Source organism: Arcobacter sp. s6, assembly GCF_040884245.1.
Taxonomy (GTDB): Bacteria; Campylobacterota; Campylobacteria; order Campylobacterales; family Arcobacteraceae; genus Aliarcobacter.
In genome coordinates this window covers 57,228-73,950 of record NZ_JBEVTN010000004.1, presented here as the reverse complement: position 1 = coordinate 73,950, position 16,723 = coordinate 57,228, and the positions used below count along the sequence as shown (strand labels likewise).

General features: G+C 26.5%; 22 protein-coding genes. 14 read left to right on the top strand and 8 right to left on the bottom strand.

Features of this window, described 5'->3' with window-relative positions; genetic code table 11:
* Position 1: 1 nt before the first annotated feature.
* The 5 genes from ABVS04_RS03280 to ABVS04_RS03260 all read left to right on the top strand — a co-directional run bounded on the left by ABVS04_RS03280 (position 2) and on the right by ABVS04_RS03260 (position 3,059).
* The gene (locus ABVS04_RS03280) at positions 2-667 is read left to right on the top strand and encodes a response regulator transcription factor (RefSeq protein WP_368029240.1); all 666 of its coding nucleotides are present in this window, start codon (positions 2-4) and stop codon (positions 665-667) included.
* Positions 668-798: 131 nt separating this feature from the next.
* Positions 799-1,389: a peptide-methionine (S)-S-oxide reductase MsrA gene (gene msrA, locus ABVS04_RS03275; protein WP_368029239.1), complete on the top strand. Its 591-nt coding sequence runs from the start codon at positions 799-801 to the stop codon at positions 1,387-1,389.
* Between the two features lie 94 nt (positions 1,390-1,483).
* Positions 1,484-1,960: a TlpA family protein disulfide reductase gene (locus ABVS04_RS03270; RefSeq protein WP_368029238.1), complete on the top strand. Its 477-nt coding sequence runs from the start codon at positions 1,484-1,486 to the stop codon at positions 1,958-1,960.
* Positions 1,953-2,624, top strand: a complete 672-nt coding sequence (locus ABVS04_RS03265; RefSeq protein ID WP_368029237.1) for a cytochrome c biogenesis CcdA family protein — start codon at positions 1,953-1,955, stop codon at positions 2,622-2,624. The genes ABVS04_RS03270 and ABVS04_RS03265 overlap by 8 nt, the downstream gene beginning before the upstream one ends.
* A gap of 15 nt (positions 2,625-2,639) precedes the next feature.
* Positions 2,640-3,059 carry a DoxX family protein gene (locus tag ABVS04_RS03260; RefSeq protein ID WP_368029236.1) on the top strand — a complete coding sequence of 140 codons (420 nt, stop codon included), beginning with the start codon at positions 2,640-2,642 and terminating at the stop codon, positions 3,057-3,059.
* Positions 3,060-3,087: 28 nt separating this feature from the next.
* Here ABVS04_RS03260 and ABVS04_RS03255 read toward each other — a convergent pair whose 3' ends face one another.
* Entirely contained in the window at positions 3,088-3,693 is a 606-nt protein-coding gene (locus ABVS04_RS03255) for a Crp/Fnr family transcriptional regulator (RefSeq protein WP_368029235.1), read from the bottom strand.
* 79 nt (positions 3,694-3,772) lie between these two features.
* Between ABVS04_RS03255 and ABVS04_RS03250 the strand changes: the two genes are divergently transcribed.
* Genes ABVS04_RS03250 through ABVS04_RS03235 form a run of 4 tightly spaced genes read left to right on the top strand, consistent with a single transcriptional unit; the run spans position 3,773 to position 6,683 of the window.
* Complete coding sequence (locus ABVS04_RS03250) at positions 3,773-4,240, top strand: HAD family hydrolase (protein ID WP_368029234.1); 468 nt, start codon at positions 3,773-3,775, stop codon at positions 4,238-4,240.
* On the top strand, positions 4,221-5,105 hold the full coding sequence (locus tag ABVS04_RS03245) for a DMT family transporter (protein ID WP_368029233.1): 885 nt from the start codon (positions 4,221-4,223) through the stop codon (positions 5,103-5,105). The genes ABVS04_RS03250 and ABVS04_RS03245 overlap by 20 nt, the downstream gene beginning before the upstream one ends.
* A gap of 46 nt (positions 5,106-5,151) precedes the next feature.
* Complete coding sequence (locus ABVS04_RS03240; RefSeq protein WP_368029232.1) at positions 5,152-5,718, top strand: pentapeptide repeat-containing protein; 567 nt, start codon at positions 5,152-5,154, stop codon at positions 5,716-5,718.
* Positions 5,719-5,771: 53 nt separating this feature from the next.
* Positions 5,772-6,683 (top strand): cation diffusion facilitator family transporter, encoded by a 912-nt coding sequence (locus ABVS04_RS03235; RefSeq protein ID WP_368029231.1) that lies wholly within the window; start codon positions 5,772-5,774, stop codon positions 6,681-6,683.
* A gap of 42 nt (positions 6,684-6,725) precedes the next feature.
* Here ABVS04_RS03235 and ABVS04_RS03230 read toward each other — a convergent pair whose 3' ends face one another.
* Positions 6,726-7,127, bottom strand: coding sequence for a hypothetical protein (locus ABVS04_RS03230; protein WP_368029230.1), 402 nt, complete (start codon positions 7,125-7,127; stop codon positions 6,726-6,728).
* A 124-nt stretch (positions 7,128-7,251) separates the two neighbouring features.
* Here ABVS04_RS03230 and ABVS04_RS03225 point away from each other — a divergent pair, with 124 nt between their 5' ends.
* Positions 7,252-7,986 (top strand): NYN domain-containing protein, encoded by a 735-nt coding sequence (locus ABVS04_RS03225; RefSeq protein ID WP_368029229.1) that lies wholly within the window; start codon positions 7,252-7,254, stop codon positions 7,984-7,986.
* 20 nt (positions 7,987-8,006) lie between these two features.
* Positions 8,007-8,576 carry an N-acetyltransferase family protein gene (locus ABVS04_RS03220; RefSeq protein ID WP_368029228.1) on the top strand — a complete coding sequence of 190 codons (570 nt, stop codon included), beginning with the start codon at positions 8,007-8,009 and terminating at the stop codon, positions 8,574-8,576.
* A gap of 26 nt (positions 8,577-8,602) precedes the next feature.
* On the opposite strand, the gene ABVS04_RS03215 is transcribed toward ABVS04_RS03220, so the two are convergent.
* Positions 8,603-10,171, bottom strand: a complete 1,569-nt coding sequence (locus tag ABVS04_RS03215; RefSeq protein WP_368029227.1) for a SagB family peptide dehydrogenase — start codon at positions 10,169-10,171, stop codon at positions 8,603-8,605.
* A gap of 218 nt (positions 10,172-10,389) precedes the next feature.
* Between ABVS04_RS03215 and ABVS04_RS03210 the strand changes: the two genes are divergently transcribed.
* Together ABVS04_RS03210 and ABVS04_RS03205 are read left to right on the top strand one after the other, a co-directional pair.
* Positions 10,390-11,694, top strand: coding sequence for a M99 family carboxypeptidase catalytic domain-containing protein (locus tag ABVS04_RS03210; RefSeq protein ID WP_368029226.1), 1,305 nt, complete (start codon positions 10,390-10,392; stop codon positions 11,692-11,694).
* On the top strand, positions 11,684-11,971 hold the full coding sequence (locus ABVS04_RS03205; RefSeq protein ID WP_368029225.1) for a hypothetical protein: 288 nt from the start codon (positions 11,684-11,686) through the stop codon (positions 11,969-11,971). The genes ABVS04_RS03210 and ABVS04_RS03205 overlap by 11 nt, the downstream gene beginning before the upstream one ends.
* A 35-nt stretch (positions 11,972-12,006) precedes the next feature.
* Here the strand turns inward: ABVS04_RS03205 and ABVS04_RS03200 are convergent, their stop codons facing one another.
* From ABVS04_RS03200 to sfsA, 3 genes are all read right to left on the bottom strand, one after another.
* Positions 12,007-12,198 carry a DUF2892 domain-containing protein gene (locus ABVS04_RS03200; protein ID WP_368029224.1) on the bottom strand — a complete coding sequence of 64 codons (192 nt, stop codon included), beginning with the start codon at positions 12,196-12,198 and terminating at the stop codon, positions 12,007-12,009.
* 68 nt (positions 12,199-12,266) lie between these two features.
* On the bottom strand, positions 12,267-12,947 hold the full coding sequence (locus ABVS04_RS03195) for a lysophospholipid acyltransferase family protein (protein ID WP_368029223.1): 681 nt from the start codon (positions 12,945-12,947) through the stop codon (positions 12,267-12,269).
* Positions 12,948-13,030: 83 nt separating this feature from the next.
* Positions 13,031-13,723, bottom strand: a complete 693-nt coding sequence (gene sfsA, locus ABVS04_RS03190) for a DNA/RNA nuclease SfsA (protein WP_368029222.1) — start codon at positions 13,721-13,723, stop codon at positions 13,031-13,033.
* A 128-nt stretch (positions 13,724-13,851) separates the two neighbouring features.
* Between sfsA and ABVS04_RS03185 the strand changes: the two genes are divergently transcribed.
* Positions 13,852-14,286 carry a hypothetical protein gene (locus ABVS04_RS03185; protein WP_368029221.1) on the top strand — a complete coding sequence of 145 codons (435 nt, stop codon included), beginning with the start codon at positions 13,852-13,854 and terminating at the stop codon, positions 14,284-14,286.
* Positions 14,287-14,340: 54 nt separating this feature from the next.
* Here ABVS04_RS03185 and ABVS04_RS03180 read toward each other — a convergent pair whose 3' ends face one another.
* Both ABVS04_RS03180 and ABVS04_RS03175 read right to left on the bottom strand, forming a co-directional pair.
* A complete protein-coding gene (locus ABVS04_RS03180; RefSeq protein WP_368029220.1) occupies positions 14,341-15,429 on the bottom strand; it encodes an ADP-ribosylglycohydrolase family protein in 1,089 nt (362 codons plus the stop codon).
* A 49-nt stretch (positions 15,430-15,478) separates the two neighbouring features.
* Positions 15,479-16,639: a multiheme c-type cytochrome gene (locus tag ABVS04_RS03175; protein WP_368029219.1), complete on the bottom strand. Its 1,161-nt coding sequence runs from the start codon at positions 16,637-16,639 to the stop codon at positions 15,479-15,481.
* Positions 16,640-16,723: the final 84 nt, after the last annotated feature.

Below are 16,723 nucleotides of genomic sequence, written 5' to 3'. Positions count from 1 at the left end.
TATGAAATTATTATTTGTTGAAGATGATGACATAATCAGAAATAGCTTTCGAGACTATTTAAATACATTGTTTGATGATATTTATGAAGCATCTGACGGAAAAATAGCTTTTGAACTTTATCAAGTAATAAAACCTGATATTATTTTATTAGATATTAATTTACCTTCGATTGATGGAATAAGCCTTGCTAAAAAGATACGAGAATTTGATCGTAAAACAATTATTATAATTCTTTCAGCAAGGGAAGATAAAGAAACTTTACTTGAAGCAACTACTTTAGGTTTAACTAAATATTTATTAAAACCAATTCAAAGAAAAGAGTTCAAAGAAACTCTATTAGAAGCTATTTCTAAAGTAAAAGATAAAGAGTATAATAATAAAACTATAAAATTAGTTGGTGACTTTATTTGGAATCAAGAAGAAGAATTATTATCTCATAATGGTATAAATATACAACTCACAAAAATGGAAATCTCATTATTAAATAATTTTTGTCTAAAAGGTAAAAATGTAGTAAGTTATGAAGATATGTATCTCCAACTTTATGATGATTTTGACTATAATGAAAATAAATTAAAAATGGTAATAAAAAGATTCAGACTAAAAACTCATCAAGATATTATATTAAATGTTTATGGGCTTGGATATAAATTTAATATTGAATAAAAATTATCAAAATAATATCATTTAAAATCATCTTTATTAAAACTTCCATCTTATATTTTTTTATTTTTAAGAAATAAACAATCACTACATAAAATACAAGTAGAATTAAACAAAAATAAAAAAGGAATAACATGAATAAATATATACTAATGATTGCTTTTGGAGTATTAGCTTTTATGACAACCGCTTTTAGTAAAGATATATCCGAACCAATAACTAAAAATATTGATTATACAAATACTAAAAAAGCTCACTTTGCAGGTGGTTGTTTTTGGGGAGTCGAGCATTTGTTTGAAAAGCAAAAAGGTGTTAAAGATGTAGTTAGTGGATTTATGGGTGGTCATGTACCGAATCCTTCTTATAAAGCGGTTATAAAAGGCGATACAGGTCATGTTGAAACTGTGGAAGTTGTTTATAATCCTTCTGAAATATCATATGAAAGTCTTGCAAAACTATTTTTTGAAATACATGACTCAACGCAAAAAAATGGTCAAGGTCCAGATATTGGAAGTCAATATCTTTCTGTAGTATTTTACGAAAATGATGAAGAGAAGAGAACAACTCAAAAATTAATTGAAATTCTTAAAACAAAAGGCTACAACGTTGCTACAACTTTAAAACCAAGTAGTCCTTTTTATGCAGCAGAAACATTTCATCAAGATTATTATGTAAGAACAGGTAAAACTCCATATTGTCATGTTTATAAAAAAATATTTGACTAATTAAATAATTAAAAGTCGAAAGTAACATTTGTCACATACAATTATTTTATTATTACATATAATACTTGTATCTTAAAAAAATTAAAGGAATATTATGAAAAAAATTATATTAGGTTTAGCGTTATTTATAGGTTCTCTTTTTGCAGCACCTACTATGGCTCCACAATTTGAAGCAACAACAATTACAGGTGAAAAAGTAAGTTTAGATGGATATTTAGCAACAAAAAAACCAACATTAGTATATTTTACAGCTTCTTGGTGTCCAACTTGTGCTAAAAACTGGCCATCAATCAATAGTGTGTATAAAACGTATAAAGACAGAGTAAATTTTGTATCTATTAGTATTGATCCAACTGATACGGCTGAAGTCTTAAGTAAATTAGCTAAAAAGCATGATTTAGTTTATCCATCAGTTGCTGGTAATCCAAAAATTATGGTTGATTTTGGTGTAACAGCTCAAGCTACTACGGTTATGGTTAATTCAAAAGGTGAAATTACATATAAAGAAAGAGGGCATCTTACATTAGAAGATTATACAAAGTTGTTAGATGACGCACTAAGTAATGAATAGTTTTATATATTTTTCGTTTCTTCAAGGGGTATTTGCATTTTTTGCCCCTTGTGCAGTCGCACTTCTTCCTGCTTATATCGTCTCTTTTATCTCTAGAAATAATGTATCAAATCAAAGTAAAATTCCTCTTTTATTAAGAGGTTTGAAATTAGCATTTTTCTCAATATTGGGCATTTTAGTTATATATGCAATTGCAAGTGGTTTTATTGTCTTAGCAGCTGAACTAATAAAAAGTTACATGAAATACGTAGCAATTTCATTAGGAGCTATACTTATAGTAGTTGCTATATTAATGTTACTTGGAAAAGATTTTAGTGTAAATATTCATATGAATCAAAAAAAGCATGAAAACGAAATTAAAGAAGCATTTTTCTTTGGAATTGCTTATGCTATTGGTGCTTTAGGATGTTTATTTCCACTATTTTTAGTAGTAGCAACTCAGGCTTTTAGTGAGCCAAATACTGCTTTAGGTGTAAGTTATATTGTGGCTTATTTTGTAGGTATTAGTTTATTAATGCTAATTACAATTATGAGTTCAATTTTTGCAAAAGATTTTATAAGTAGAAAAATAAATTCTATATTACCTCATATGCAAAAAATAAGCGCAGTTTTTCTTATTGTTGCAGGAGTTTATATTATTTATTATCAATCATCATTATTTTAGGATAAGGAAAAATTTATGAATGAATCAAAACAAAAAACAATAGAATTAGCTTATTTTATATTAAGATTAACCATGGGTGTAAATATGTTCACCCATGGAGTCGCAAGACTTTTAGATCTTGAGAAGTTTAATACATGGATGATAGGACAGTTTTCTAATACTATCTTGCCAGAGTTTTTGGTAAGCCTTTCATCTTATGTGATTCCATTTGTTGAGTTGATTATTGGTGTTTTATTAATCTTAGGATTATTTACAAGTAGGGCTTTACTTTTAGGTGCATTATTAATAACAGCTCTAGTATTTGGTTCAGGTTTACAAGAAAACTGGAATGTAATGTCTTCTCAAATGATATATGCAATATTCTTTTTTATTCTTTCATATTTAATTGAATTAAACAGATTTTCTCTAGATAGAATAAGAAAAAATTGTAAATAAAACTTATTGAAAAATAGAACTCTTTATTTTATAAAAGTTCTATTTTTTTTCGAGATAGTTTAACAATATTGTTCTTTTCAAAACTTTTTAATATTCGACTTACAACTTCCCTTGAAGTTCCAATTATATCACCTATTTGTTCATGGGAAAGAAGAATTTCTTTTGTATCTTGAGATTGTAACCAATGAAGCAATCTAGTATCTAAACTCAAAAATCGTATCTCTTCAACTAATGAAGCCATTGATTCTAAGCGATTAACATATTGATCAAATACATATCTTTGAAACTCTTTATCTTCAATAAAAAGTTTGGCAATCAATTCAACTGGTAAATCAAAACCTTCCAAATCCGTTTCAGCAATAGCCGTTCCCACTGCAGGTGCAGAGTTATATGAACTTGTAAAATTAACATTGCACTGTTCTCCTTGAGAGAAGTAATAAAGCAATACGCTCTGACCATTTTCATGTTGTCTTGCAACTCGAACTCGTCCTTTTGTTAGAAAAAGAATATCTGCACAAACATCTCCTTGAGAGTATAAAGTTGTTCCAGCAGGAATTTTTATAAAAGTTGATGCTTCAAGAAGTTGAGTTCTACTAGAAGGTAGTAATGTATTAAAGAAATCAAAAGATTCCATAATTATCCTTTTTTTAGTGTAAATATAGTATTTTAATGTTTAGTAAATATAAATCATTATAAAAAGTAAAGAGTAATTTATGATAATAGAAATACCAGGAAGAAAAACTTTAGAAATAAAAGACGTTGTTTTTGATTATAACGGAACAATTGCAATTGATGGAAAACTAATAAGTGATGTTTCAAAATACATAAATGAACTATCATCAAGTTTTAATTTTTATGTAATAACCGCAGATACATATGGAACAGTTAAAAAAGAGTTAGAAAATACAAATTGTAAGGTAATTACAATACCTGCTTTGGCCCAAGATCTTAGCAAGTTAAATTTTGTAAAAGAACTAGGTTTAAATACATGCTTAAGTGTAGGTAATGGAAGAAATGACAAATTGATGCTAAAAGAGTCAATTTTAGGAATAGCAATTTTACAAGATGAAGGACTTTGTACTGAAACACTTTTAAACTCTGATATTTTAGTAAAATCAATATTTGATGTTTTTGCATTTTTAAAAGATTCAAATAGATTAATTGCAACATTGCGAAATTAGATTAGATTTGATATCAAAATTAAGATTAATAGATAAAGGTATTTTATTTATGCTTTTAAGTGCTTTTATTGGAGCACTAAATGGAGCAGTTGCAAAAATACTATCAGAAGATATGGACCCTATTGAAATTGTATTTTATAGAAATTTATTAGGTGTTATGATAATACTTTATAGTTTAAAAAAGATTCCAGTAAGTATAGATACTTCAAAACTACACTTATTATTTCTAAGAGGTGTTTTTGGTTCACTAGCTATGTTATTGTTCTTTTATACAATTGCAAAAATTCCACTTGGTGAAGCTGTGATTTTAAATAAAACATCACCATTTTTTGTGACAATTCTTGCGTATTATTTGATGAAAGAGAGTATAAATCTACGAACATTTTTTGCTTTGATTATTGGATTTATTGGTGTTGTTCTAATAATAGAGCCTTTTGGAATGAGTATTTCAAGTGCACATCTTTTAGGAGTTTTAGGTGGTTTTTTTGCAGCAGCTGCATATGCAACTATTAAAAAAATAAAAGATATTTATGATGCAAGAGTTATTATGCTTTCTTTTATGGGAATTGGAGTGATTATTCCTTTATTACTTGTATTTACTCCTTATGTACATTTTAAAATGCATACGGATCCTATTATTTGGATACTCATATCTTTTATGGCTATTTTATCAACTGCTTCACAATGGTTTTTAACAAGAGCATATAGTATTAGCGCTGCAAGTATCATAGGAGTTATTAGCTATACAAGTATTCCTTTTGCTCTTGGTTTTGGAATGGTTCTTGGTGATTCTATACCTGATATGTATACTTTTTTAGGTATTTTGCTTATTGTAATTGGTGGGATTTTAGTTAGCAAGAAATAAGACTTTTTATCTCAAATAGGATAAAATCAAATAAAAAAAGAGAAAAATGTTTACAATAAATGATTATTGGGAAGAAGAGTTTATTGAATATAATGATAAAAAATTAGATTCAATATATTTTGATGATTGTACCTTTATAAAATGTGATTTTTCAAAAGCTATTATTTCATCTTGTAAGTTTACAGAATGTATTTTTATAGATTGCGATTTATCTCTTGCATTATTGAAAAATTGTGTTTTTAATGACATCACTTTTGAAAAGTGTAGACTACTTGGTCTTTCTTGGAGTAATTGTGAAGAACCTTTTAATGTAACATTTAATTTATGTAATATCTCTCAAAACTCTTTTCATCTTATGGATTTACGACAAATGAAGTTTATTAATTCCCTTATAAAAGATACAGGTTTTGAAGAGTGTAATCTAGAACGATCGTTATTTGATAATTGTGATTTAGAATTAAGTTCATTTATAAATAATAATTTAAAAAAAGCAAATTTTGTAAGCGCTAAAAACTATCTAATAGATCCAAAACAAAATGATATAGATAAAGCTGAGTTTTCACTTCCTGAAGCTTTGAGTTTTTTATCTTTGCTTCCTATTAAAATAAGATAGATATAATAATAAAGCTATTTAAACACAAAATATAAATTGTTTAGGAATCAAAAATGTCAGAGCACGAACATCACCACAATCATAGCCACAGTCATAATGTAAGCGGTAAAAATCTTTTTATCACAATAGTCTTAAATATCATCATTACCTTATCACAAATTATTGGTGGGATAATGTCAGGTTCTCTTGCACTTTTAAGTGATGCCTTACATAATTTTAGTGATGTTTTAGCCTTAGTTTTAACTTACTGGACAAATAAAATTGCTAAAAAAGATAAAAACAACTATAAAACTTTTGGTTATAAAAGGGCTGAAATTTTAGCGACTTTATTTAATAGTACTACTCTTATAATAATTGCAATTTATCTAATAATTGAATCTATAAATAAGTTTTTCAATCCTCAAAGTATAGATTCTATTTTAGTTATAGGCTTAGGAATATTAAGTATTATTTTAAATGCTATAAGTGTTTTACTAGTAAAAGATGATGCCCATAATAATATGAATGTAAAAGCTGCATATTTACATCTTGTTACAGATGTTATGACTTCAGTTGCAGTTGTTATTGGTGGAGTTTTAATGTATTACTACAATATATTTTGGATAGATCCTGTAATATCTCTTTTAATAGCTTTTTATCTTATTAAAGCATCTTATTTTCTTTTAATTGAATCTGTAAATATACTTATGCAAGGAGCACCTTCTAATATAGATATAAAAGATATTAAAAAAAATGTAGAAACTTTTGATGAGGTTTTAAATATTCATCATTTACATATTTGGAGATTAGATGACCATGATATTCATCTTGAAGCACATGTTGATTTTAAGGAAAATCTTCTTTTAGAAGAAGTAAATCAAATCACTTCAAAGATTGAAAAGTATTTAAAATCTAAGTATCATATTTCACATATAACTTTGCAAGCTGAATATGATTGCTGTGAGAATAAAAATCTGTTGCATTAGTTTCAATTAAATATTTTCTACTTTGAATTGTTACTAATAATTTTAAGTGTACTTGTTATTGATTTGATTTTTTATTAATTGATAGTTTTTAAAGTAATTTATATTTTCTATTAAAACTAAAGCAATAAGTCCCATAACCCAATATAAAAACCACTGCGATATCATTCCTATAAAACCATCTTCTACTATATAATCTACTACTTGAAAAATAAGAAAAAATATAACTGTTGATTTAAAAGATAGATTATTCTGAGGAAATTGTCTTATCTTATGATCTTTTAGTTTAAATTTAAAAAATACAAAAATAGCAGTAAGTATAAATAATCCTATAATAAATAAATATTCTTCTTTTATCATTTCTATTGTTTTTTCTTGTCCAAATACATAAAGATATGTTGCTATAATTGCAAAAAATGATAGTATAAATAAGTTTTGTGTTTTCATATAATAATTTCCTTGTTTTGCGAATTTTATCAAAATTGTTATTAATAATTAGTTTGAAGAATAAACTAACAATTAAGTAGATATTATAATACCAATTGTAATTTGAAATAATCCAAGGAATAATATGAGCGAAAATAGAACTATAAAACTTGCAGTATTAATAGATGCAGATAATGCTCAAGCTTCACTTATCTCTGAACTATTAGCAGAAGTTGCTAAATTTGGAATAGCAAGTATTAAAAGAGCTTATGGTGATTGGACGAATAGTCACTTAAAACAGTGGAAAGATCACTTAAATAAACACGCAATTCAACCTATGCAGCAGTTTTCATATACATCAGGAAAAAATGCAACTGATGCATCTTTGATTATTGATGCTATGGATATTTTACATGAAAATAGTTTAGATGGGTTTTGTTTGATTTCTTCTGATAGTGATTTTACAAGACTTGCAACAAGAATCAGAGAATCAGGGCTTATAGTATATGGTTTTGGTGAGAAAAAAACTCCTGAAGCCTTTATTGCAGCTTGTGATAAGTTTGTATTTACAGAAATTCTAAAAGAAAAAAAAGAAGTTCCAAAATATCAAGATGAATCAAATAATCTTGAACTAAGACCTCTTATAATCTCAGCAATTAATGCAGTTTCAAAAGATGATGGTTGGGCACAATTATCAAATGTAGGTGGATATATAAATAAAAATCATCCTTCTTTTGATTCTAGAAATTATGGTTATGATAAATTAGGTAAATTAATTAGAAATTTAAATTATATTATAGTTGATGAACGTGAATTTAACGATGATTCAAATAATGTGCATATTTATATAAAAATAAGAGAAAAATATGAGAGATATTAAAATAATAAAGGAAATCAAATATGAAATTAAAAATAGCAGAAATAAAAGATATTGAAAATATATTAAAACTACACGCAAAATATCAGTTAGCAACAATAGCTGAAGATGATAAAAAAGATGGCTTTGTAACAACTGGATTTTCAAAAGAAGAATTAGCAGATATTATAACGTTAGAGCAGGGGATTTTCATAGCTGTTGAAAATGATGTTGTTTTAGGATATGTGATGTCAGCATCGTGGCAATTTTGGTCAAAGTGGCCTATGTTTGCATTTATGATAAAAGATTTACCAAACTTAACATATCTAGGACAAACTTTAAGTGTAGATAATTCATATCAATACGGGCCTGTTTGTATTGATAAAAGTGTTAGAGGAAGTGGACTTTTAGAAAAACTTTTTGATTTTGCACTTGAATCAATGTCAAAAAGATATCCAATACTAGTAACTTTTGTAAATAAAATAAATGAAAGATCATATGCAGCTCATAAGAGGAAATTAGGTATTGATGTTATTCAAGAGTTTGAATTTAACAATAATAGATACTATGAAATGGTTTATGATACTTCTAAAAGAGTGTTAGAAAGTAGATAAAATTAAAATAAAGAAGAAAAACTTCTTTATTTTATATAAGGTTTTTTAGTAGATAATCTATTATCAACTAAACCACGACCAATTGTAAAGTGATAAAGTGTTTGAAATTCATTTGTTTTTAAGCCAATAACTCCATGTAAAATATCATCTAAGAAACATCCAATTCCAGTTGCTGATAAACCTAAAGATGTAGTTTCAAGGTATAATTGTTGACCAATTGCTCCACAATCCCAATATAAGTGTTTATATTTTGCTACTGATATATCTTCTACTTGTGTTTTAAACTGCGCTAACATTCCTAATGTAAATGCACCATCACTTGCTATATCTTGATTACAAGAAATTGCTTTTGCAAGAAATTTAAAATCACCATCTTCAAGTTTATACAGTTCACCTGAATCTGTGTCTACTTTTTCCCAAAGGAAACTTTCTTTTAATAAAGCTTGTAATTGTGTTTTATGCTCATTGTTTCTAATAAGTATATAAAGTCCTGAATCTATCTCTTCAACACTATGCACAAAAATAACTAAGTGTATACTTGAGTTGTTTGATTTAACAGAGCCTATTATAGTTTCAAACTCTTTTTTTGTAAAAGTACAATCATCTTTGTTCATCATTTGAGCAGATCGTCTTTTTAGAACTACATCTTTTGCTAATGCTGATGGTATTCTATATGGATTTTTCTCATATATATCATTTGTATATTTTTTTGTTTGTAAATCATCACTTAATGTGGCATCTTCTATTTTTTCTAAGATATCCCATTTGTGCCAAGCGTAGCTTAATTGATTTGCTTTTCCATCATATTTTTCTTGTAGGGTATTTCTAATAGTATTAATATCTATAGAATCACTATCTATTGAATTATTTGCAAGAGAAACTAAAATAAGCATATCAGGAAGTTCTCTTTCTTCTGGAACATATCTATGAGCTTGATCAAAACCTATTAGTTTTTGAAGTTCACTATCTTTTGTATTTAGAACTTCAATTTTCCATCCTAATATCAAAGCTGAAATTTCTAAAGCTTTAAGAGCGTGTCCACAGTCAAGTTGAGTATATCTCCATGACCGCTCCCCATATTTCCAAGCTTCTCTCCAAACTATTGAAGACAAACATAGTAAAAAACTATTTTTAGGAAGGCTTAATTTTTCATTTGCATTTGATAATAACTCAAGTTCATGCTCTTGTGGTGAATAGTGATAAAGTCCATCATCAATTCCTACAATTTCATTTGAAATCATATAAGCTTCACTTGGTTGTAGATTTCCACTTGAGGCATTACATCTTAAAGCCCAAGATTGATTTCCATACTCTTTAATTGCAGCCAGTCCTAGTGAAAATTGAAAAAATTGTGATATTGCTTCTTTACATAAAGGAGCGTTGAGTGTATTTTCATTTGGATTAAATATTTGACTATATTCTAAAGTATTATTATCAAAAGATAAGGGTAATGCTATTTTTTTAGCCCCTGCATATGTTCTATATGGGTTTGGTTGTGTATCCCAATCCATATAACCTAAAGATCTTGCGTATCTTTGCTGTGAGTGTTTTGTTTCGTTGTGATAGGTATAAACCATTTGTAAATTTTTATTCATTCATTATGTTAACATAAAATATTACATTTATTAACAAGCTGAGACAAATTCAAATAAAAGTGAATTAAAATTTAATAGTTTTATAATAGAAATTAATAATATAATAAATTTTAAACATGCTCTAAAATAGCATATGATATTATTCCGACACTATATTTATAATGTTTATTTTTTAAAAATAATTATTATAAATATTTATTTAAACTATTAGGAATATAATGAAATTTTTGTTACTTTTTATTCCTTTAATTATAAATGCTGCAAATCTAAATTTTGAATTGTTTAAAAAAGAAAGCAATGAAAAAGGAAATACATTATTAATAATTGGAGGAATTCATGGAGATGAGCCAGGAGGCTATTTTGCTCCAGCTTTTTTAGAGAAATATTATGAAATTAAATCAGGAAATGTTTGGGTAATACCAGATTTAAATGCAGATAGTATTATGGCTAATAATAGAGGTCTTTATAATGATATGAATAGAAAGTTTAGTACTATTGAAAAAAGTGATCCTGATTATGATACTGTTACAAAAGTAAAAGAGATAATACTTGATAAAAAAGTTGATTTAATATTAAATTTACATGATGGATATGGTTTTTATAGAAATAAGTATGAAAATGCAATTTTTAATCCAAATGCTTGGGGACAAGCAACTATTATTGATCAAGAAAAGATAAATGGATTAGATAAGTTTGGAAACTTAGATGAAATTGCAAGTCAAGTAAATAATTCTCTAAATAATGATAGTTTATTTAAGGATTTTCATTCTTTTGGTGTTAAAAATACTGAAACAAAATTTAAAGATGAGCAAATGCAATTATCTTTAACTTTTTTTGCAGTAACTCATAATAAACCTGCCTTTGCCATAGAAACAAGTAAAAATATAACTGATTTAACACATAAAGTTATATATCAATTAAAATCTATAGAAGAGTTTATGAATATTATGCATATTAAATTTGAAAGAAAATTTGATATAAATAGTTATGATGATGTTCAAAAAAAGCTTTTAGATTTTGGAAAAGTAAGAGTTAATAATAATATAGTTTTTGATTTAAGTGATATTAAAAATTACACAAAATTTGTTCCTTTAAAGGAAAATGATAATGAATTTAGATTTGAACATAGTTTAGGTGCTTATAAATATATTGATGGAAGATATGAAATTTATATTGGAAATATAAAAGTAACAGAGTTCTATCCTCAAATATTTGAAATAGCAAAAGCTGATAAAAATATAAAAATTGAAGTTGATGGAAAAGTTATAGAAGCACCATTTGCATCTCAAATTGATATCAAAAAAGAGTTTAAAATTGTAAAAAGTGATTATAGAGTTAATATTATTGGATTTAGTAAATCAGGGCTTGATAGTGAAGATGATGTTTTAATTGAAGAAAAAGATATTCAAGATAATTATTCAGTTGATAATGGAAAAACTAAATATAGAGCTGAATTTTATAAAGATGGTAAGTTCTATGGAATGATTATTTTAAACTTTAAAAAGGAAAAAAATGAAAAATAAAGATGTAAAAAAAGAGTTTGCAATTGTTATTAGAAATGCTAAAATCACCGCATTTATATTTTTTCTTCTTTTAACACCAAATATAGTATTGCAAGTAAAAGGTTTAACTGAAATATTAGGTTTATCAAAAGAAATTTGGTTTAATGCAGCAATTGCTGGATTTGTTATTTATCTAGGATATATGTTTTTTCTTTGGAAATGTCCTAGTTGTGGTGAATATCCAGGTCGTGGATGGTTTAGAAAGAACTGTGAAAAATGTGGAGTTGAATTAAGTTAAGAACTAAAAAGAAGAATTAAATTCTTCTTTTTAGTTTATTTTATTTTTGGAGTACACTTTTTACTTATAATACATACAGGACAAAAATCTGCTAATCCTGCAATTAATGGGATAACACCTAAATAAAACCAAGCATTGCTTGTAAAGAATCCAACTGCTATTAAAACTAAACCTAGTACAATTCTAAATGGTCTACAAAAACTTCTAAATTTATCAAATTTGTTCATTATTTATCCTTCTTCTAAAAAATGAATTATTATATAATTAAACTTAATAGTTTATAAATAAGAATAACTTATATATTAAACATTTTTCTATAATTCTCTTCTAATGGAGCTTTATCTTTATAGTCGATTATCTCACCAATTTGGATTTCTATTTCTAAATCTTTTGTTCTATTGTTTATAGCATCTTTTAAAATTTCATTTGCATTTGTTCTTATAAATACAGGTAATAATGGAAGTCTATTTTTAAGTGCAATTAATCTTGCTCCATCTTTAAAACTACTAAGAGGAGTATTTTCTTTATTTCTTGTTCCCTCTGGAAAAATAAATATCGAATGACCATTACTTACAACTTCTTTTGTGTCTTTAAAAAATGATGACATATTAGAAGCTTCTCTATCAAGTAATATAGAGTCAGAATTTCTAGTAAATGTGCCAAAAAAAAGTGAATTATATAACTCTTTTTTTGATACCCAAAATCCATGTATTAATGAATCTTTTAATGCAATTTCGATTATAAGAGGATCAATAATACTTCTATGATTTGAAATAAGTAAATACTTACCATCATTTGGGATATTTTCTTTATTTGTAACTTTAATACTAATATTTAGTTTTGACAGTAGAGTTTGAGAATATTCATATCTCAAATCTTTTTTCTCTTTTGATGATTTTGCTTTTTTTAATTTGAAGCCATATTTATTCGTTAAATATGTTGCATATATAGCCATGCTTATTTGTTTTAGATTCAAGATTGTCCTAATTTATTTTTTTGTGATTATATCTAATTATTATGATGCATATATAATTTATATACAAATTTTTTCATATTTATTTATAATTTAAAATCTATGTATTTTTTTATTTCTATTTTTTCAAGTGTGATATTAGATTGGTAAACTAAAACTTCAACACCTTTTTTTGTAACTTCACTAAAAGCTTCACAATATTTTTTGTCTATTTCACAAGCTAATCTAAAAGGCAAATCATCTGTTCTTTGAACAATATATAACATTACTGCTCTATGTCCTTCTTGAACCATACAAGAAAGTTCATTTAAGTGTTTTGTTCCTCTGCTTGTAACAGCATCAGGAAAAGCTAAATTATCTTCTATCTTAAGACTTACGCTTTTTACCTCAACATAACACTTTTGATTTTCATTTTCAAGTAAAATATCAATTCGACTATTTTGTCCATATTTTTGCTCAGGTTTAAGTGAGGAGTATCCTTGAAGTTCTTTAATAACTCCATTTTCTATAGCTTCAATTGCGATTTTATTTGCAACTCCTGTATTTGTACAGATTAAATTTTCACCCATTTTTGTAAGCTCTAATGTGTATTTTAATTTTCTTTTTGGATTGTCATGAAAAGTTACCCATACTTCACAATTATCTTCAATACAAGAAGTCATAGCTCCACTATTTGGTACATGGGCAGTTATAAAAGTGCCATCTTCAAGTATAATATCTGCTAAAAATCTTTTATATCTTTTTAGCAAATTTCCTTTTATCAGTTTCTCAAATTGCATTAAAATCCCTTTATTTTATAATTAATATCATTTTACATAGCATACTACTTCAACTTATATTTTATTTTAATTAATAATCACTATGGAATAAAAGTTGCATAATTAATCTTTAAATTATTGGAGTTTATATGAAAAAAATAAAAATATTTGATGAAAAAAAGCATCTATTAAAAAATAATACAATGGATGTTTTACATATGGAATTTTTAGATATTTACAATAGTGTTGATATAAACTCAACAGATAGTATTAAATTAAAATCTATGGAATTATTAATTCATACAAAAAAACATTTTATGGAAGAAGAAAAATTAATGGATAGATATAATTATCCAAGAAGTTTAGAGCATAAAAATGAGCACAATAAAGTATTAGCAGAATTACAATTTTTTATAGATAAATCATATAGTTTATTTGGTATGAATATTTTAAAATCTTATTATTTAGAAAAAATACCATATTGGTTTGATTTTCATTTACTTAGTATGGATAGTGATTTATCAGCTCATCTACGAAATGTAAATCTAAAAAATAATGTATTAATTGAACATGAAGTTAATTAATATTGTAAAATATTTTATTCCCAAAAAATTTGGGAATAAAAATTTAGCTTAATATTAAGCTTCTTGTAGTTTTTTTATCAATGGAAGTTTATTTAAAAGGTTTTCACAATACTCCCATTGTGTAAGTGTTTCTTTCCACTCTTTTGGAATTGCATCAAGACCAAAATATGCTCCTAAAACCATACCAATAGCAATAGATCTTGAAGCATTATCTCCTCCAACCATTGCATTTGCTTGTAGGGCTTTTTTTAATCCCTCTTCTTTATTTGCATATTTTAGTATGAAATAAATGCTTCCTGGAAGTGTTCCTTCTGTTGGACTAGCTTTTCCTACTTTTATAGGTTCACTTCTTCCTATATCCCAAAGTCTGGCCATACTTGTTAGTGCTAAATCATCACTGAATTGCTCTTTTGAAAGCTGTGTTTCTGGATTTGCTTCTTCTTCATATTTTGCTATTGCTTGTTTTGTTTTATCTTCAAAGAAACCACCCATTAAAATAGCCACTTCTTCAATAGCATCTCTAGGACTAACACCTCTTAAAACTCTATGGGTAACTCTTGCAAAAAACTCACCACCACCAAGTGCAGAAAAATCTTTGTGAGTAAACATAGCTTTTCTTGCAACATCAACTAACTCATCTTCATTTTCATAGTATCCATGAGCTGCCACATGACGTATTGCCATAGCATTTGATATTCCACCTAGATTTTCTACTTTTGTTCCGTGTTTTACTTGTGAGTAAGTTTCTTTTGTCATTGTACAAATCCAAGAACCCCAACCATTTTCAAGTCTATTCATCCAATGTGGAATCAAATCTTGCACAGAAAAAGCTCTAGGAGGATTTGAAGTTGCTGCTAAATGTTCAAGAATTACAATATTGTAATCACCATAATCAGTAGTTCCACCAGCACTTTTTCCTGGATGATAATTTCTTTCACCCCATCCAATACCATGAGTCTGTCCACCCATCATTTCACCAGGACTCATAAACTTTTCTATTGGTTTTTGACCATAAGCTTCATAGATTTTTTTTGCATCATACTCATAGTGTGTACCTAAACATAAAGCATCACCTACAAGTGCTCCAAAAAAAGCACCTTTTATATTTTTTTCTTTTAAATTTTCATTTGATAATGTATTCATAATTTATAACCTAGTATTTATTTAATACCAGATTATAACCAAGGAATATTTATTTAGCATAAAAGAATTTGCTAAATAATATATTGAACTTTTTACTCTCTTCATCATCTTGAAGATTTAATTTTTCTATCATTTTTGGATTAACAGAATAAAAACCAAAAATAACTTCTATTTTGTCATCTTTTTCTAGTTTAAAATCATAGTTTATAACTCTTGTTTCATTTGCTTTTATCATTGTATTTGTAACTTCAGAGTCTGCAAGCCAAGGCATTGTAGCTTTTCCATCTTTTCCTATTATTCTTGTGAATGATTTTGTTTCAAGAGCTGTAGTTTTATTATTTCTTAATATGTTTACTTTTAATTGAGCCAATCTTAAAGGTTGTAAAAACAAATTATGACTTGCTTCATTTTTTATTGATACTTCAAAATTATTTGTATTTTCTTTAAAATCAATTTTTATATATTCTGCTAATAATTCTTGATTTTTAGCTCCATTTGCAAAACCATGATATCTATGCTCTTTTGTAATTTTTATTGAAGTTGCCGTTCCTGCGATTTTTGGCATATGGCATGAAATACAATTTGTTTCTTCACTTGTTGAGCCTTTTTCTTCAACTCTGCATAAATCAAAACTACTGTCATTTTGAAGATGAGAATGACATCCCATACACATTTTTCCTGTATAAAAATTTTCATTTGAATAATCTATTTTATGAAAAGGAGAGCCTGATTTCTCTTTTATCATTCCAAATAATGAAACTTCATCTTTGAACTCTTTATTTTTTTCTTCTCTATTATCTTCATTTGCAGAATAAAAAACTTTTTCTTTTAAAGAAGATACATTTTTATTTAGTTTTGCATGACTTTCAACATCTTTGATACTGTGACAATAAGCACATGAAATAGCTTCTTGTGTTTGAACATTATTTTGTTCTGGAAGAGCCTTTTGATTTTCATCAAGTTTTTTTAGAAGTTCTAAATCAGTTGGTGTATGACATTTTGCACAAGTGTAACTCTCTTTTTGTTTATCAGGATGTAAATCCCACATTCCTTTATGAACTTTATTTTCAAAAATTGAAGCTTTTCTATGGGATGAATCATAAAATTCACTATAAATAGTAGGATGACATCCCTTACAAGTATTACTATCTACAAATTCATTTGCTTGAATAGATAAAATCATAAATATTATTGATAATATAATTTTCATTTGTTTCCTTTTTCCAAATATTTTTGGAGTTTATAAGAAAAATAAAGATTATAAAATGATATGTATCAATTATAATTAAACATT

What these genes read in the sequence shown, in the direction of transcription:
- ABVS04_RS03280 (WP_368029240.1), top strand. Translation starts at nt 2, where the DNA reads ATGAAATTATTATTTGTTGAAGATGATGACATAATCAGAAATAGCTTT.
- msrA (WP_368029239.1), top strand. Translation starts at nt 799, where the DNA reads ATGAATAAATATATACTAATGATTGCTTTTGGAGTATTAGCTTTTATG.
- ABVS04_RS03270 (WP_368029238.1), top strand. Translation starts at nt 1,484, where the DNA reads ATGAAAAAAATTATATTAGGTTTAGCGTTATTTATAGGTTCTCTTTTT.
- ABVS04_RS03265 (WP_368029237.1), top strand. Translation starts at nt 1,953, where the DNA reads ATGAATAGTTTTATATATTTTTCGTTTCTTCAAGGGGTATTTGCATTT.
- ABVS04_RS03260 (WP_368029236.1), top strand. Translation starts at nt 2,640, where the DNA reads ATGAATGAATCAAAACAAAAAACAATAGAATTAGCTTATTTTATATTA.
- ABVS04_RS03255 (WP_368029235.1), bottom strand. Translation starts at nt 3,693, where the DNA reads ATGGAATCTTTTGATTTCTTTAATACATTACTACCTTCTAGTAGAACT.
- ABVS04_RS03250 (WP_368029234.1), top strand. Translation starts at nt 3,773, where the DNA reads ATGATAATAGAAATACCAGGAAGAAAAACTTTAGAAATAAAAGACGTT.
- ABVS04_RS03240 (WP_368029232.1), top strand. Translation starts at nt 5,152, where the DNA reads ATGTTTACAATAAATGATTATTGGGAAGAAGAGTTTATTGAATATAAT.
- ABVS04_RS03235 (WP_368029231.1), top strand. Translation starts at nt 5,772, where the DNA reads ATGTCAGAGCACGAACATCACCACAATCATAGCCACAGTCATAATGTA.
- ABVS04_RS03230 (WP_368029230.1), bottom strand. Translation starts at nt 7,127, where the DNA reads ATGAAAACACAAAACTTATTTATACTATCATTTTTTGCAATTATAGCA.
- ABVS04_RS03225 (WP_368029229.1), top strand. Translation starts at nt 7,252, where the DNA reads ATGAGCGAAAATAGAACTATAAAACTTGCAGTATTAATAGATGCAGAT.
- ABVS04_RS03220 (WP_368029228.1), top strand. Translation starts at nt 8,007, where the DNA reads ATGAAATTAAAAATAGCAGAAATAAAAGATATTGAAAATATATTAAAA.
- ABVS04_RS03215 (WP_368029227.1), bottom strand. Translation starts at nt 10,171, where the DNA reads ATGAATAAAAATTTACAAATGGTTTATACCTATCACAACGAAACAAAA.
- ABVS04_RS03210 (WP_368029226.1), top strand. Translation starts at nt 10,390, where the DNA reads ATGAAATTTTTGTTACTTTTTATTCCTTTAATTATAAATGCTGCAAAT.
- ABVS04_RS03205 (WP_368029225.1), top strand. Translation starts at nt 11,684, where the DNA reads ATGAAAAATAAAGATGTAAAAAAAGAGTTTGCAATTGTTATTAGAAAT.
- ABVS04_RS03200 (WP_368029224.1), bottom strand. Translation starts at nt 12,198, where the DNA reads ATGAACAAATTTGATAAATTTAGAAGTTTTTGTAGACCATTTAGAATT.
- sfsA (WP_368029222.1), bottom strand. Translation starts at nt 13,723, where the DNA reads ATGCAATTTGAGAAACTGATAAAAGGAAATTTGCTAAAAAGATATAAA.
- ABVS04_RS03185 (WP_368029221.1), top strand. Translation starts at nt 13,852, where the DNA reads ATGAAAAAAATAAAAATATTTGATGAAAAAAAGCATCTATTAAAAAAT.
- ABVS04_RS03180 (WP_368029220.1), bottom strand. Translation starts at nt 15,429, where the DNA reads ATGAATACATTATCAAATGAAAATTTAAAAGAAAAAAATATAAAAGGT.
- ABVS04_RS03175 (WP_368029219.1), bottom strand. Translation starts at nt 16,639, where the DNA reads ATGAAAATTATATTATCAATAATATTTATGATTTTATCTATTCAAGCA.